This is a genomic window from Pseudomonas sp. HLG18, assembly GCF_051903985.1.
In the GTDB taxonomy this organism is placed as follows: domain Bacteria; phylum Pseudomonadota; class Gammaproteobacteria; order Pseudomonadales; family Pseudomonadaceae; genus Aquipseudomonas; species Aquipseudomonas fluorescens_BT.
Genome location: NZ_CP195831.1, coordinates 6049566 through 6065110, shown reverse-complemented (window position 1 = coordinate 6065110; position 15545 = coordinate 6049566). Strand labels below are relative to the sequence as shown.

12 protein-coding genes and 1 other RNA gene are annotated in these 15545 nt (G+C 59.4%); 11 read left to right on the top strand and 2 right to left on the bottom strand.

The window, feature by feature from the left end; translation table 11 throughout:
- Window positions 1-6: 6 nt before the first annotated feature.
- Window positions 7-1410 (bottom strand): sodium-dependent transporter, encoded by a 1404-nt coding sequence (locus tag ACSPX5_RS27695; RefSeq protein WP_039769144.1) that lies wholly within the window; start codon window positions 1408-1410, stop codon window positions 7-9.
- A 119-nt stretch (window positions 1411-1529) separates the two neighbouring features.
- On the opposite strand from ACSPX5_RS27695, the gene smpB reads away from it, so the two are divergent.
- Window positions 1530-2012 carry an SsrA-binding protein SmpB gene (gene smpB, locus ACSPX5_RS27690; protein ID WP_007953781.1) on the top strand — a complete coding sequence of 161 codons (483 nt, stop codon included), beginning with the start codon at window positions 1530-1532 and terminating at the stop codon, window positions 2010-2012.
- Window positions 2013-2062: 50 nt separating this feature from the next.
- Here smpB and ACSPX5_RS27685 read toward each other — a convergent pair whose 3' ends face one another.
- Window positions 2063-2830 carry an FCD domain-containing protein gene (locus ACSPX5_RS27685; protein ID WP_439820657.1) on the bottom strand — a complete coding sequence of 256 codons (768 nt, stop codon included), beginning with the start codon at window positions 2828-2830 and terminating at the stop codon, window positions 2063-2065.
- 261 nt (window positions 2831-3091) lie between these two features.
- On the opposite strand from ACSPX5_RS27685, the gene ACSPX5_RS27680 reads away from it, so the two are divergent.
- The 10 genes from ACSPX5_RS27680 to ACSPX5_RS27635 all read left to right on the top strand — a co-directional run bounded on the left by ACSPX5_RS27680 (window position 3092) and on the right by ACSPX5_RS27635 (window position 15244).
- Complete coding sequence (locus ACSPX5_RS27680) at window positions 3092-4786, top strand: lactate permease LctP family transporter (protein ID WP_439820656.1); 1695 nt, start codon at window positions 3092-3094, stop codon at window positions 4784-4786.
- 151 nt (window positions 4787-4937) lie between these two features.
- A complete protein-coding gene (locus tag ACSPX5_RS27675; RefSeq protein WP_439820655.1) occupies window positions 4938-5762 on the top strand; it encodes a (Fe-S)-binding protein in 825 nt (274 codons plus the stop codon).
- Window positions 5759-7213, top strand: coding sequence for a LutB/LldF family L-lactate oxidation iron-sulfur protein (locus ACSPX5_RS27670; protein ID WP_169428792.1), 1455 nt, complete (start codon window positions 5759-5761; stop codon window positions 7211-7213). The genes ACSPX5_RS27675 and ACSPX5_RS27670 overlap by 4 nt, the downstream gene beginning before the upstream one ends.
- Entirely contained in the window at window positions 7213-7884 is a 672-nt protein-coding gene (locus tag ACSPX5_RS27665) for a LutC/YkgG family protein (RefSeq protein ID WP_102687340.1), read from the top strand. Before ACSPX5_RS27670 ends, ACSPX5_RS27665 begins: the two co-directional genes overlap by 1 nt.
- Window positions 7881-10703: an FAD-binding and (Fe-S)-binding domain-containing protein gene (locus ACSPX5_RS27660; RefSeq protein WP_439820654.1), complete on the top strand. Its 2823-nt coding sequence runs from the start codon at window positions 7881-7883 to the stop codon at window positions 10701-10703. Before ACSPX5_RS27665 ends, ACSPX5_RS27660 begins: the two co-directional genes overlap by 4 nt.
- Before the next feature lie 130 nt (window positions 10704-10833).
- The gene (locus ACSPX5_RS27655; protein ID WP_085711868.1) at window positions 10834-11112 is read left to right on the top strand and encodes a hypothetical protein; all 279 of its coding nucleotides are present in this window, start codon (window positions 10834-10836) and stop codon (window positions 11110-11112) included.
- 95 nt (window positions 11113-11207) lie between these two features.
- Window positions 11208-11597, top strand: a transfer-messenger RNA (tmRNA) gene (ssrA, locus tag ACSPX5_RS27650).
- A 187-nt stretch (window positions 11598-11784) separates the two neighbouring features.
- Complete coding sequence (locus tag ACSPX5_RS27645; RefSeq protein ID WP_439820653.1) at window positions 11785-13041, top strand: integrase domain-containing protein; 1257 nt, start codon at window positions 11785-11787, stop codon at window positions 13039-13041.
- Window positions 13042-13991: 950 nt separating this feature from the next.
- Window positions 13992-14972: an integrase domain-containing protein gene (locus tag ACSPX5_RS27640; protein WP_439822055.1), complete on the top strand. Its 981-nt coding sequence runs from the start codon at window positions 13992-13994 to the stop codon at window positions 14970-14972.
- Window positions 14969-15244: a hypothetical protein gene (locus ACSPX5_RS27635; protein ID WP_439820652.1), complete on the top strand. Its 276-nt coding sequence runs from the start codon at window positions 14969-14971 to the stop codon at window positions 15242-15244. Before ACSPX5_RS27640 ends, ACSPX5_RS27635 begins: the two co-directional genes overlap by 4 nt.
- Window positions 15245-15545: the final 301 nt, after the last annotated feature.

Here is a 15545-nt window from a genome sequence, read left to right as displayed (position 1 = left end):
TAAGCGTCACTTCCAGAGCTGGGCGGCAAACACTACAAGAATGCCGATGGGCGCCACATAGCGCATCAAGAACAGAGACAGGGCGAACAGCGCCGGGCTGCGAATCGACAATTCGTCACGCACCGCTTCACGCCCCATCACCCAACCGGCAAACAGCACGAAGCACAGCCCGCCGAGCGGCAACATGATCCGCGAGGTGAAGAAGTCGATCACCCCAAAGAAGTCCAGGCCACCGGCTGCACCCCATTGGTAGAGATGGAACACTCCGCCATCGTTCACGAAAAATTTGGCTTCCTTCCAGATATTGAAAGAAAACACGGTACCCAGACCGACGAACCAGCAGGTGAACGCCAGCCAGAACGTCACCCAGGCACGACTGATTTTAGTTCGCTCGACCAGATAGGCGACCATCGGCTCCAGCAGGGAAATCGCCGAGCTCCAGGCAGCAATGGCCACCAGAACGAAGAACACCACGCCCATCAACTGGCCGAAAAGCACGTTACCGAAAGCAAATGGCAGGCTGACGAACATCAGCCCCGGGCCTTCGCTCGGGTTCAAACCACCGGCGAACACAATCGGAAACAATGCCAGCCCGGCCACCAGCGATACAAAGGTATCGAGCAGCGCCACACCCACGACGGTGCCGGACAGCGAGGCTTCCTTCGTCATGTAAGCGCCGTAGATCATGATCGAGCCCACGCCCACGCTCAGGGAGAAGAACGCGTGCCCCATGGCCGGCAGCAAGCCGTCGAGGACTTTTTCCGGGTGGAAGTCGAACATGAAATGCACGCCTTCCATGAAATGCCCGGTGGTCATGCTGTAACCCAGCAGGACGAGGACCATCACGAACAGCAGCGGCATCATGATCCGCAGGCTGCGTTCAAGCCCGGCGACCACGCCCTTGGCGATCACCACCGCCGACAACAGCATGAAAACCGTATGCCACAGCGTGATGCGCCATGGGTCGGCGATGACATTACCGAAGTACGCCCCGACCTGATCGGCCGTCGCGCCCTGGAAATCCCCGCGCCCCATATCAATGATGTAATCCAGCGACCAGCCGCCGACCACGCTATAGAAAGACAGGATCAGTAACGCCGTGATCATCCCGGCGAACGCGCCCCACGACCATTTGCCCGAGTGCCCAGCTTCCCGCGCCAGCACCTTCAGGGCATTCGCCGGACTCTGACGGGCACGCCGGCCGATCAGGGTTTCAGCGAGCATTACCGGGATGCCGATCAGCGCGATACACGCCAGAAACATCAGCACGAAGGCGCCGCCACCGTAGACCCCGACCATGTAGGGGAATTTCCAGATGCTGCCCAATCCCACGGCCGAACCGGTCGCGGCGAATATGAAAACCCAGCGGCTAGCCCAACTGCCGTGGACAGAAACCTTGTCTGTCGACATCGTTTATCACGCCCAAGCGTTAGAAAAAGAGGCCGCATTGTCCGGGATTCACTCAACCTGCTCAAGCACGCAGCATCACCGTAGCCGACAGCCGTTTATCTCCATATAATGCCGCCCCTATGGCTAAACAGAAGAAACACCCAACAGGGACCATCGCGCAAAACAAAAAGGCGCGACACGATTACTTCATCGAGCACAAGTTCGAGGCTGGTCTGGTCCTGGCCGGCTGGGAAGTAAAAAGTCTGCGGGCAAGCAAGCTGCAACTGGTCGACAGTTACGTCCTGCTCAAGGATGGCGAAGCCTGGCTGCTCGGCAGTCACATCACGCCGTTGATGACGGCCAGCACCCACGTCATCGCCGACCCGGTCCGCACCCGCAAGCTGCTGCTCAACCGCCGCGAGCTGGACAAGCTGGCCGCCGCCGTGCAGCAGAAGGGTTATGCCTGCGTGTGCCTGTCCTGGTACTGGAGCAAGCACATGGTCAAGTGCGAAATCGCTCTGGGCAAGGGCAAGAAGGAATACGACAAGCGTGATACCGAGCGCGAACGCGACGCCGGTCGCGAGTTGCAGCGTGCGGTGCGCAACAAGGGCAAGGAAGACTGATTCCTCTGCCTGAATGACCGTTCCCGTGCCCGGCACGGGAACGGTCATGCTTACATCCCTTTGCGCCGCTCGGCCCGAGCCACGCGCTGTACTTCCTGTCGCACTTCTTCCAGCACTTCCTGTACATACAGAATGTGTCGACTGGAAACCTCTCGCGCCTGCTCCGCACGCCCCTCGATAATCGCCAGATACAATTCCCGATGCTGCGTGATCAGCATGTCGCGGGTTTCCGTGCGCTGCTTGTACATGCCACCGATGTTGGTCACCACGTTGCGCTTGAGCAGATCGAACAGCCCGCGAATGGTGTGCAGCAGCACGGCGTTGTGACTGGCCTCGGCGATAGCCAGGTGAAATTTCGCGTCCGCCGCGCCCTCCTCGGCCCGACTCACTTCGTCATGGCGCGAGTAGCAATCCTGTAGATCTTCGAACGCTGCGGTCAGCCGCTCGCGATCCACATCAGTGGCGCGCAATGCCGCGTAATAGGCGCACGATGCCTCCAGCGTGTGGCGAAACTCCAGCAGATCGCGCTGAGCCTCGGGATTACTTTCCAGCAGTTGCAACAAGGGATCGCTGAAGGTCGAGCCCAGGCTTTCCACCACGTAATTGCCGCCGCCCTGCTTGCTGACCAACAACCCCTTGGCCGCCAGTTTCTGGATTGCCTCGCGCAACGAAGGCCGGGACACGCCGAACTGCTCCGCTAATGTGCGCTCGGCCGGCAGGCGCTCGCCAGACTTCAGCGTGCCCTCGAGGATCATCCCCTCGAGCCGCTCGACAATATCGTCAGACAAACGGCGCTGACGTATCTGATCAAACCCCATCACTCAATTCTCCACGATCCCGACCACTCGCCGGGCTCTCTATTCTGGCCTATCGGCGCCTTGCCGACACCTGCCAGATAAAACGCCCCGGACCGGATCAGATCGATTCTGCACCGGTCATTCGACAAAAGTTTCAGGGCGACAAATTGACACACCGACATCAAGGCTTTTACCCTAGCCAACAGCGATTGTAAATTGGTATTACCAATTAACCAAGAACGCTGACAGTGCCTGACCAACAACAATTAGGGGCCACCCCATATGCAAACCTGGCAACAGCTCTACAGCCCGCTCGGCAGTCTCGGCGTGTCCGCACTCGCGGCCGTCATCCCCATCGTTTTTTTCTTTCTCGCCTTGGCGGTGTTCCGCCTCAAAGGTCATGTCGCCGGCAGCATCACGCTGGCCCTGGCGATCCTTGTGGCAATCTTTGCGTTCCAGATGCCGGTCGACATGGCGTTCGCCGCCGCTGGTTATGGTTTCGCCTATGGTCTGTGGCCGATTGCCTGGATCATTGTCGCGGCGGTGTTCCTGTACAAACTGACGGTCAAGAGCGGTCAGTTCGAAGTCATCCGCAGTTCGGTGCTGTCGATCACCGATGACCAGCGTTTGCAGGTGCTGCTGATCGGCTTCTGCTTCGGTGCCTTCCTCGAAGGTGCAGCCGGTTTCGGTGCGCCAGTGGCGATTACCGCCGCGCTGCTCGTAGGACTGGGCTTCAACCCGCTGTATGCCGCAGGCTTGTGCCTGATTGCCAATACCGCGCCGGTCGCGTTCGGTGCCTTGGGGATTCCGATCATCGTCGCCGGGCAGGTCACCGGTATCGACGCGTTCAAGATCGGCGCCATGACCGGCCGCCAACTGCCGCTGCTGTCGCTGTTCGTGCCGTTCTGGCTGGTGTTCATGATGGACGGCCTGCGCGGGGTGCGTGAAACCTGGCCAGCCGCGCTGGTTGCCGGCCTGAGCTTCGCCGTGACCCAATACTTCACGTCGAACTTCATCGGACCGGAATTGCCGGACATCACCTCGGCCCTGGCCAGCCTGATCGCGCTGACCCTGTTCCTGAAAGTCTGGCAACCAAGACGCACCGCAGGTGCACAGATCGCTGGTGCGACCTCGAACGTGGCGATCACCGCCAGCGCCGGCGGTTTCGGCCAGAAACGCACCACCATCGCTTCGCCCTACAGCCTCGGGGAAATCTTCAAGGCCTGGTCGCCGTTCCTGATCCTCACCGTGCTGGTCACCATCTGGACCCTCAAACCGTTCAAGGCCATGTTCGCCGCTGGCGGCTCGATGTACGCCTGGGTGTTCAACTTCGCGATCCCGCACCTGGATCAGTTGGTGATCAAGACTGCACCGATCGTCGCGACGCCGACCGCCATTCCGGCCGTGTTCAAACTCGACCCGATCTCCGCCACCGGCACGGCGATTTTCTTCTCCGCGCTGATCTCGATGATCATCCTTAAGATCAATTTCAAAATTGGTCTGACCACTCTCAAAGAGACCTTCTACGAACTGCGCTGGCCCATTCTGTCGATCGGCATGGTGCTGGCGTTCGCCTTCGTGACCAACTATTCCGGCATGTCTTCGACCATGGCTTTGGTGCTGGCCGCGACCGGCGCGGCGTTCCCGTTCTTCTCGCCGTTCCTTGGCTGGCTGGGCGTGTTCCTCACCGGTTCCGATACCTCGTCCAACGCGCTGTTCAGTTCGCTGCAAGCGACCACCGCGCACCAGATCGGGGTCAACGACACCTTGCTGGTGGCGGCCAATACCAGCGGCGGCGTAACCGGCAAGATGATTTCGCCGCAGTCGATCGCCGTGGCCTGCGCAGCAACCGGGCTGGTGGGCAAGGAATCGGATCTGTTCCGCTTCACCCTCAAGCACAGCCTATTCTTTGCCACGATTGTCGGCCTGATCACCTTGGCCCAGGCCTACTGGTTCACCGGCATGCTGGTTCACTGATACCTGCAAGAAGCATGGAAATAACCGACGCCGGTTCGTGATTCCGGCGTCAGCAATTCACAACCCGGTCTGTAAGGCTGCTGAAAGCAACGCGCTCTATATTCGGCAGCCTCAACAGACGGATAACCGGGCCCACCCGGAGACACGCCTGATGAGCGAGCTTTTTTACAACGCTGTGCCCAACGCCACTCGCGTCGCACCGCCCCTGCCCGAACCCCGGCAATACCCCAGCGAGAAACCGTCGCGGGTCTACCTGTTCGGCACCTGCGTGGTTGACCTGTTTTATCCCGAAGCCGGGATGGACGCGATCCACTTGCTGGAACGCGAAGGCATTCGGGTCGATTACCCGCAAGGGCAGAGCTGCTGCGGACAACCGGCCTACACCTCGGGCTACACCGAGCAGGCGCGGACAGTGGCGCGCTCACAACTGGCGCTGTTTGCCGGGGATTATCCGGTGGTGGTGCCGTCGGGCTCCTGCGCCGGGATGATCCGTGAACATTACGCCGACTTGTTCAAGGACGAGCCGCAAACGCTGAAACAGGTTCAGGCCCTCGCAGCCCGCACCTATGAACTGGCCGAGTTCCTGCTGTTCGTCTGCAAGGTGCAGCTCAAGGACAGCGGCGAGCCGGTCAAAGTGGCGCTGCACACTTCGTGTTCGGCGCGACGGGAAATGAACACCCACCTGCACGGCCGCGAGTTGTTGGCGCAGTTGAGCAACGTGGAACGGGTCAACCACGATCACGAAAGCGAATGCTGTGGCTTCGGTGGGACATTCAGCGTCCGTATGCCAGACATTTCCGGCGCGATGGTGGCTGACAAGACCCGGGCGTTGAAGGAATCCGGCGCGCATCAGGTACTCAGTGCCGACTGCGGCTGCTTGATGAACATCAACGGCTCGCTGGAAAAACAGCAGGAAGCGCTGCGCGGGCAACACCTGGCGAGTTTCCTCTGGCAACGAACCGGAGGTGCCCGATGAGCACTTCCACGATTATTCCTACGGTTGCCGTAGAAGAAGATTTCCGCACCCGGGCACATAACGCCCTGGGCGATTCGCAGTTACGGAACAACTTCCGCACTGCGATGGATTCACTGATGACCAAGCGGGCAGCGGCTTTCAGCGATGCCCACGAAAGAGAACACTTGCGTGAACTGGGCAATGCAATCCGTGCCCGCGCGCTCTCCAAGTTGCCCGACCTGCTCGAGCAACTGGAACAGAACCTGACCCGCAACGGTGTGACAGTGCACTGGGCGGAAACGGTGGACGAGGCCAATGGCATCGTCCTTTCGATCATCCGCGCTCACGAGGCGCGGCAAGTGATCAAGGGCAAATCGATGGTCAGCGAAGAGATGGAGATGAACCATTTCCTCGAGGCTCGGGACATTGAATGTCTGGAGTCCGACATGGGGGAGTACATCGTCCAGCTCGACCACGAGAAGCCTTCACACATAATCATGCCGGCAATCCACAAGAATGCCGGTCAGGTCGCGTCCTTGTTCCACGACAAACTTGGCGTGGAATACACCAAGGACGTTGACCAACTCATTCAGATCGGTCGCAGGGTCCTGCGGCAGAAATTCTTCGAAGCGGACATCGGCGTCTCCGGTGTCAACTTCGCCGTGGCCGAAACCGGCACCCTGCTGCTGGTGGAAAACGAAGGCAACGGCCGCATGACCACCACCGTGCCACCGGTGCACATCGCCGTCACCGGCATCGAAAAAGTCGTGGAAAACCTGCGCGACGTGGTGCCGCTGCTGTCGCTGCTGACCCGCTCGGCGCTGGGCATTCCGATCACCACTTACGTCAACATGATCTCCGGCCCGCGCAAGGAGCATGAACTCGACGGCCCGCAGGAAGTGCATCTGGTGCTGCTCGACAACGGTCGCAGCCAGGCTTTCGCCGACAGCGAACTGCGCCAGACCTTGAACTGCATCCGCTGCGGCGCCTGCATGAACCATTGCCCGGTTTACACCCGCGTCGGCGGCCACACCTACGGCGAGGTTTACCCTGGCCCGATCGGCAAAATCATCACCCCGCACATGGTCGGCCTGGCGAAAGTCCCGGATCACCCGAGCGCCTCGTCGCTGTGCGGCGCCTGTGGTGAAGTGTGCCCGGTGAAGATTCCGATCCCGGCGCTGCTGCGCCGTCTGCGCGAAGAGAACGTCAAGGCTCCGGACTCACCGCACCAAGTGATGCGCGGCCAGGGCAGCAAGTATTCGCGCAAGGAACGCTTTATCTGGAACGCCTGGGCGAAGCTCAACAGCTCGCCGACTTTGTATCGATTGTTTGCGTTTTTCGCCACGCGCCTGCGCGCCCTGACGCCAGACAACGTCGGTCCGTGGACGCAGAACCACAGCGCGCCGAAACCCGCCGCCCGCTCACTGCATGACATGGCTCGCGAACACCTGGCCAAACAAGGAGACCGTTGATGAGCGCCAAGCAAAACATCCTGGGCAAGTTGCGCAAAAGTCTGACCGGCACCACACCGATTGCCGACAACTTCGATGTCGATCTGGTGACCCAGCCTTACACCTACAGCGCCGAACAGCGCATCCCGCAACTGCGCAAACTGATGGAAGCGGTGCATACCGAAATCCATCTGACGTCCGCTGATGCGTGGCCCGCGCTGCTGGCGCAATTGCTGCGCGACCGCCAGCTCCCGAGCCTGTTGATCGCACCGACGACGCCCCACGGGCAGCGCATCACACAGCACTGGGCGAACAATCCTGATCTACCGGCGCTGAAATCCTACGACCGACCGATGGAAGAGTGGAAAGCCGAGCTGTTCAACGACACTCCGGCCAGCCTGACCGGCACCCTCGGCGCCATCGCCGCCACCGGCAGCCTGATTCTCTGGCCAACCCGCGAAGAACCACGGCTGATGAGCCTGGTACCACCGGTGCATTTCGCCCTGCTCAAGGCCAGCCAGATCCGCGACAACTTCTATCAGGTACAGCAGGAATTCGAGTGGGCACAGGGCATGCCGACCAATGCATTGCTGGTGTCTGGCCCGTCGAAAACCGCCGACATCGAACAAGTGCTGGCCTACGGCGCCCATGGCCCGAAAGATCTGGTGGTATTGATTCTGGAGGACCAATGACCTTACCGGCGACTTTCCTGCGCGATGCGCAGCAACTGATTCCGGCCGAGCGCCGCTTCGACGATCCGCTGTCGACTTTGGCCTTCGGCACCGACGCCAGTTTCTACCGGTTGATTCCGCAACTGGTGATCCGCGTCGAATCCGAAGATGAAGTGGTGGCGCTGCTGAAACTGGCTCAGCGCGATCAGGTCCCGGTGACCTTTCGCGCCGCCGGCACCAGCCTGTCGGGCCAGGCGATCAGCGACTCGGTGCTGATCGTGCTTGGGGATAACTGGAACGCCCGGGAGATCCGCGACCAGGGTGCGCAGATCCGTCTGCAACCGGGCGTGATCGGCGCCCAGGCCAACGCATGGCTCGCGCCATTCGGGCGCAAGATCGGTCCGGATCCGGCCTCGATCAACGCCTGCAAGATTGGTGGCATCGTCGCCAACAACGCCAGCGGCATGTGCTGCGGCACCGCGCAAAACACCTATCACACGCTGGCCGGGATTCGTCTGGTGCTGGCCGACGGCACGCGCCTGGATACCGAAGACGCTGCCAGCGTCGCGGCGTTTCGCGCAAGCCACGGTGAGTTGTTGGAGCGCCTGGCAACATTGGGCCGCGAGACCCGCGCCAATGCCGAACTGGCCGCACGAATCCGCCACAAATACCGTCTGAAAAATACCACCGGCCTGTCGCTCAACGCCCTGGTGGATTTCGATGAGCCTGTGGATATCTTGAGCCACTTGCTGGTCGGCTCCGAAGGCACGCTTGGCTTCATCAGCGCCGTGACCTACGACACGGTGATCGACCACCCGAACAAGGCCTCGGCGCTGATCGTTTTCCCGGACGTCGAGACCTGCTGCAACGCCGTCACTGTGCTGAAAAGTCAGCCCGTTTCCGCCGTGGAATTGCTCGACCGCCGCAGTCTGCGCTCTGTGCAGGACAAACCCGGCATGCCGGATTTCGTACAGCACCTGTCGAACAATGCCTGCGCACTGCTGATCGAATCCCGCGCCGCCTCTTCCACGTTGCTGCAGGAACAACTGGCGCAGATCATGGCGTCGCTCAACGGTTTCCTGGTGGAAAAACAGGTCGACTTCACCGAAGACCCGGTCGAAAACGCCCGCCTCTGGGCGATTCGCAAGGACACCTTCCCCGCCGTCGGCGCCGTGCGCAAGACCGGCACCACGGTGATCATCGAAGACGTCACGTTCCCAGTGGAACAACTGGCGATCGGTGTGAACCGCCTGATCGAGCTGTTCGACAAACATCACTACGACGAAGCGATCCTTTTCGGACACGCGCTGGAAGGCAATCTGCACTTCGTCTTCACACAAGGCTTCAACAGCCCGGAAGAAATCGCACGCTATCAGGCGTTCATGGACGACGTGGCGCAACTGGTGGCCGTGGAGTTCGGCGGTTCGCTTAAGGCCGAACACGGCACCGGGCGCAACATGGCGCCGTTTGTCGAACTGGAATGGGGCAGCGACGCTTATCAATTGATGTGGCAGCTCAAGCGCTTGCTCGATCCCCAAGGCATTCTCAATCCGGACGTGGTGCTCAGCGAAGATCCGCAGATCCACCTCAAGCACCTGAAGCCGCTGCCGGCGGCCGACGAGATTGTGGATAAGTGCATCGAATGCGGTTTCTGTGAGCCGGTTTGCCCATCGAAAGGCCTGACCCTGAGCCCACGACAGCGCATCGTGATCTGGCGCGATATTCAGGCGCGAAAACGCGCCGGGATCGACACCACCGAACTGGAAAAAGCCTACGAGTACCAAGGCATCGACACCTGCGCCGCGACCGGTTTGTGCGCGCAGCGTTGTCCTGTAGGCATCAATACCGGCGAGCTGGTGAAAAAACTTCGCAGCCGTCACGCCACGCATACGAAAGCTGCCAACTGGATCGAAGGAAATTTCGCCACCACCCTGCAAGGCGCACGATTCACCCTGCACGTGGCCAACGGTGCACGAATGCTTCTGGGAGCGCCGCGTCTGGCGAAGCTTTCGGCGACGCTGACGCGCTTGTCCAAGGGTCAGGTGCCGCAGTGGACCAACGCAATGCCGCAGCCGGAAAAGGTCATTCGCCTCAGTCCGACAGTCTCGGACGCACGCCCGCGGGTGGTGTATCTGGCGGCTTGCGTGTCGCGGGTAATGGGACCGGCGGCGGGCGACAGGGAGCAAATGTCGCTGTACGACAAAACCCGGGGTCTGCTGGAAAAGGCCGGTTATCAGGTGGTCTTCCCGGACAATCTGGACAACCTCTGCTGCGGCCAGCCGTTCGCGTCCAAAGGCTATACAGAACAGGCCGAGCACAAGCGTCAGGAGCTGATCGGCGCCTTGCTGCACGCCAGCCGTGGCGGACTCGATCCGATCTATTGCGACACCAGTCCCTGCACCTTGCGACTGGTGCAGGATGTGGGAAATGTTCGCCTTGATCTGTATGACCCTGTGCGTTTCATCCGTACGCATCTGATCGACCGGTTGGAGTTCACTCCGCAGGAAGCACCGATTGCCGTTCATGTGACGTGCAGCACTCAGCATCTGGGGGAAAGCCAGGCGCTGATCGACCTTGCACGCATGTGCAGCAATAACGTGGTGATCCCGGAAGGCATTCATTGCTGTGGGTTTGCCGGGGACAAGGGATTCACTACACCGGAACTCAACGGCCATTCGCTGCGAACCCTCAAGGATGCGGTGCAGCATTGCAGCGAAGGGATCTCCACCAGCCGGACCTGTGAGATCGGTCTGACACAACATGGCGGCATCGACTACCACGGCTTGGTCTATCTGGTGGATCGAGTGACCCGGGCCAAACCCCGTGAAACCGCCACCTGAAGAAAAATAGAACCCCTGCGAACGACCGCAGTCCACAGAACAGGCCCCGAACAGTCGGGGCTTTTCCTCCATTCGGTTGCCCGTCCTGACGGCCAGCGAAGTCGGGATCCCTCAGTTCAAGGAGACTCATATGAAACGTTCTGTACTGTTAGGTCTGTTCGTTACTGCCTCGATGATGGCTTCCACGTCCTTTGCTGCAGACAAGCCTGCCGACCTGTGCGACGCCAATATCCAGACCATCAACAATGCCAAGGGGCAGCTGTCATCGTCGCCGGAGCTGAGTCAGCGTGCTGAAACCAGCGTGCAAAAGGCTCAGGCGCTCAAGGCCCAGGGCAAGATCGATGACTGTGTTGCGGAAACCTCGCAAACCATTCTGGAACTGCGTAAATCCACCGGCACCAACAATTGATCCAGGCCCGGCCAACCTTCGGGTTGGCCTTGCGGGCCGTTTGGCGTACACTGCACATGCTTGTTGCTCAAACAGATGTACCGGGCAATGAGTTCGGGGCCGTTTAGGATTCGACGCCGGTTGCGAAACTCTAGGTGCATGCCGACTTGGTAACAGAAGTCGTAAATCCACTGTTGCAACTACTTATAGTTGCCAATGACGACCAATACGGTGCTGCTCTCGCTGCTTAATTGCAGCTGACATGCACTCCTGGTACCTTCGGGTCCAGCAATCATCAGGGGATGTCTGTAAACCCAAAATGATTGTCATATAGAACAGAATCGCCGTGCAGTACGTTGTGGACGAAGCGGCTAAAACTTACACAACTCGCCCAAAGCACCCTGCCCGTCGGGTCGCTGAGGGTTAACTTAATAGACACGGCTACGCATGTAGTACCGACAGCGGAGTACTGGCGGACGGGGGTTCAAATCCCCCCGGCTCCACCAAATGATCAAAAAAAGACGTCCAAGGACGTCTTTTTTTGTGCCTGAGATCCAGTAAATACGCGGCCTCCAGCGCTTTTGCGGTCCTCTGAGTTTTTTTGAGTTCCAGCCATTCCGGTATTCCAAACGGTATTCCAGCCCATCCGGTGCTAATCTTTGGAATACCGAATCAGTGCCTGAGGACAATCTCATGCCTGCCCAAAACCTCCGCCTCTCCGATCGACAGCTCAAGGGAGTCAAACCCGCGTCCAAGGATTACGTCCTCACCGACGGTGACGGTTTGCAGCTCCGCGTACGCAGCAACGGCTCGTTGCTGTGGAATTTCAACTACCGCGAACCGCTCACCAAAAAGCGCATCAACATCGGCTTCGGGACCTACCCCGAACTGTCACTAGCGAACGCACGGAAGAAGGCAGTCGAAGCGCGCGAGCTGCTCGCCCAGGGCATCGATCCGAAGGTGCAGCGCAATACGCTGAATGAAGCCAAGCGCGCAGAAACAGAACACACCTTCGAGAACGTGGCCACCGCCTGGTTCGAGCTCAAGAAAGACTCGGTCACCCCTGCCTACGCCGAGGACATTTGGCGGTCTCTCACGCTGCACGTGTTCCCCGATTTGAAGACGACACCACTCGCGAAAATCACCGCGCCGATGGTGATCGCATTGCTTCGTCCAATCGAAGCGAAAGGCAGCCTGGAGACGGTCAAACGTCTTAGCCAGCGGCTTAACGAGATCATGACCTACGGGGTGAACTCCGGTCTGATCTTCGCCAACCCACTCAGCGGTATCAGGGCAGTCTTCAAGAAGCCCAAGAAAGAAAACATGGCCGCGCTTCCGCCCGAAGAGCTCCCCGAGCTCATGCTGGAGATCGCAAACGCCAGCATCAAACGCACCACCCGTTGCCTCATCGAATGGCAGTTGCACACGATGACTCGCCCCGCCGAGGCGGCAACTACTCGCTGGGTAGACATCGACTTTGAAAGGCGTGTTTGGACTATCCCACCGGAGCGGATGAAGAAGCGTCGTCCACATAGCATCCCGCTGAGTGATCACGCTGTCGCACTTCTGGAGTCACTGAAAACTCACAGCGGCCATCGCGAATACGTCTTCCCGGCAGACAGAAATCCACGCACCCACGCCAATAGCCAGACCGCCAACATGGCGTTGAAACGCATGGGGTTCCAGGATCGATTGGTCAGCCACGGCATGCGCTCGATGGCCAGCACCATTCTGAATGAACATGGGTGGGGCCCGGAACTCATTGAGGTCGCACTGGCGCACGTCGACAAGGATGAGGTGCGCAGCGCCTACAACCGAGCCGACTACATCGAGCGCCGGCGTCCGATGATGGCCTGGTGGAGTGAGCACATCCAGAAAGCCGCCACCGGTAGCCTGCTCGCCTCAGCATACGGCCAAGTCAGAGACAAGAACGTGGTGCCGATCCGCTAGCGCTGTACAGGCGCAAGAACGGCAGCAACAACTGAACGTTCAAGATTCGGGGCAAGCAGCCTCGCTTATCCGCTTCTAAGCGCGGGTCCATCCAAACAGGGCTGCAAAGCCGCCCTGTTTGGATGGACCTTACTTTGAAGAGCAAAAAAGCGACCACGTTGTCCAGGATTTACCACGGAATTCCACCGGTGGATAAACGCTCTTCAAGTCCAAAGTGGCGCTGAATTTCGAACCTTGACCGGGTTTATCCACAGGCGTAGAACTGGCCGTGCAAGCGCTGTCGATGACAGCAACCCAGGTGGCCCGAACCTTGAAGGCCACGCCGCTCCCGCGGTGGTTCCCCCCAAAAGGCGATTCGCGTCCGGCAGCTCGCCCGGTCACCTCCCCGGTGATGGATGCCTACTTCAGATCATGGCCCTCGTGCGCCAGACGACACTTCCTACTTCGCTGCCCTGCAGCAACCTATCCGCTTGGCCGAATCTTGCGCCAACCTGCGCCCGTCTCTTTCTCCTGGAAAGAGACGGGCGCTTCAAACACTGCTGCAGACCTCATCGCACTTGGCTTTGCGGCAACTCCTCTCGTGACAATTGGCGTGACAAACGCCGACGTCACCAGCAACAGCGCTGTAGATGATGGTGCCGCAGACCACGGAATGGACTGCACCTGACTGACAGTCAGGTATGCCCCGGTCATCGCATCGCTGAGTTCACCCAGCTCAAGATCTTCAGGCGCTGGTCTCGTCAGCCAGTGCAGCCTCCACCCGTCCACCGGTATCGGTGCTCAGGAGGCCAGATCATGAGATGCCCTTGCTCCCGGTTGTAAGGAGCCGCAAGTCCTGCGTAGTGGACACTCCCCACAGGTCGCAGGGGCCTTGATCCCTGATAACACTCAACATTCTTGGCGGGATGACGTGGGGCGAGGATCGGAGAGCGGACGATGAGGTGACCGACATGGCATTGGTGGGGAGACGCGATGGCCGCAATTTCGGCTACGGCAGGCAATTGAGCTATGCAGGACTGCAGGCGCTGAAAGATATGTTCGGCGGCGGCCATTACGGCACAGTCAAAGCGCACTGTGATCGGTGGCAGGCATTCGTCAAATGGTGCCGTTCCGAACTGGGGCCCGGTATCAATGATGCGCGGCAGATTGATCTGAAGGTGTTGGCCGACTATGCGGCGCATTTGCGCGACGTAGTTGGGCGCGGTGACCTCGCCGTCAGTACCGCACTAAACCGGCTATCCAGCGTTAACAGGACCATGGCGGCGCTTCGCGGTGATCAGTACATGAAGTTACCCAGTCCGAGCAAGGCATTGTGTATGCAGCGCACCGGGGTTCGACACTCGGTGCCTCAGGGCCAAGACCGCGAACAGGTTAAGCAGATTGTCGATGTGCTTTGCAGCCATCATCAACTGCGGGCCGCCGCGATAGCCCTGTTGGCACGAGCCACCGGCATGCGCTTGCGTGAGGCTATCTTGGCGGACCTGCCACGGTTGAGCCGTGAGGCTAACGACTTTGGTAGGATCAACATTCAGGATGGCACCAAAGGAGGCCGCGCCGGATCCTCGGCGCCGCGTTGGATTGCGGTGGACGACTATGTTCGAGGTGCCCTTGGGTTTGCACGGCAGGTGTCGCCTGCGGGTAGCCGCAATCTGATTGCACCAGACGAAAGCTACCTCAATCTCCTACAACAAATCATCCGCCCTGCGCGGGATATCCTGCATGCACACAACCTCAAAGGCTTCCATGAGCTACGAGCGGCGTACGCATGTGAGCGCTACGAGCAGATCACCCAATGCCCCGCGCCAATCAATGGTGGCAAATGTTACAAGGTAGATAGGAACCTTGATGGCGAGGCCCGGAGGCGAATCAGTTACGAGCTTGGGCACGGTCGGATCGACGTGGTCGCTGCCTACATTGGCGGACGGACATGAATAAGCCATTCGATATGGAGCTGTTCTTGGCTGGCGTTCTGACCGGTTCGCACGCAACCCGGCAACGCCACGTGCGACAGGCAAAAATCATCCAGGCCGAAATTGCTGAGCGCTGGCAGCGAGAATCACCTTGGGCTTGGCAAAAAAAGCATGTGGTTTGGTTTCTTGAGCATCGCTTAAATTTACGCGGTGAAGCGACACGGTATTACTATTTGCTGACGGTGCGGTTGCTCGCTCGTCGTTTACAAAAAAAATGGGTTTTCGATCTCTGAGTGAGACCGGTTGCTATCGCGCCACATGGGTGACGTCGACACCGTCAGCGGCGCATCAGACTTTCAGCACAGGATCACAGCGAGCGTTGAGAGCCTTAACCTCTTCCTTATGTGGAAATGAGACAGTAAGGTCAACTTTTGCAGTTTTTATTCAGTCGTTGATCGGAGCTTTCGCGTACCAGTACTAGCGTCAGGATTTCAACCAAGGCCCAGCCTCGTGCTTGCAGAGAAAGCACCTCAAAATCTGGGGCCAGCGCTGGTCGGAGTTTTAGTGGTAACCAATTCCCGGACACATAATTGG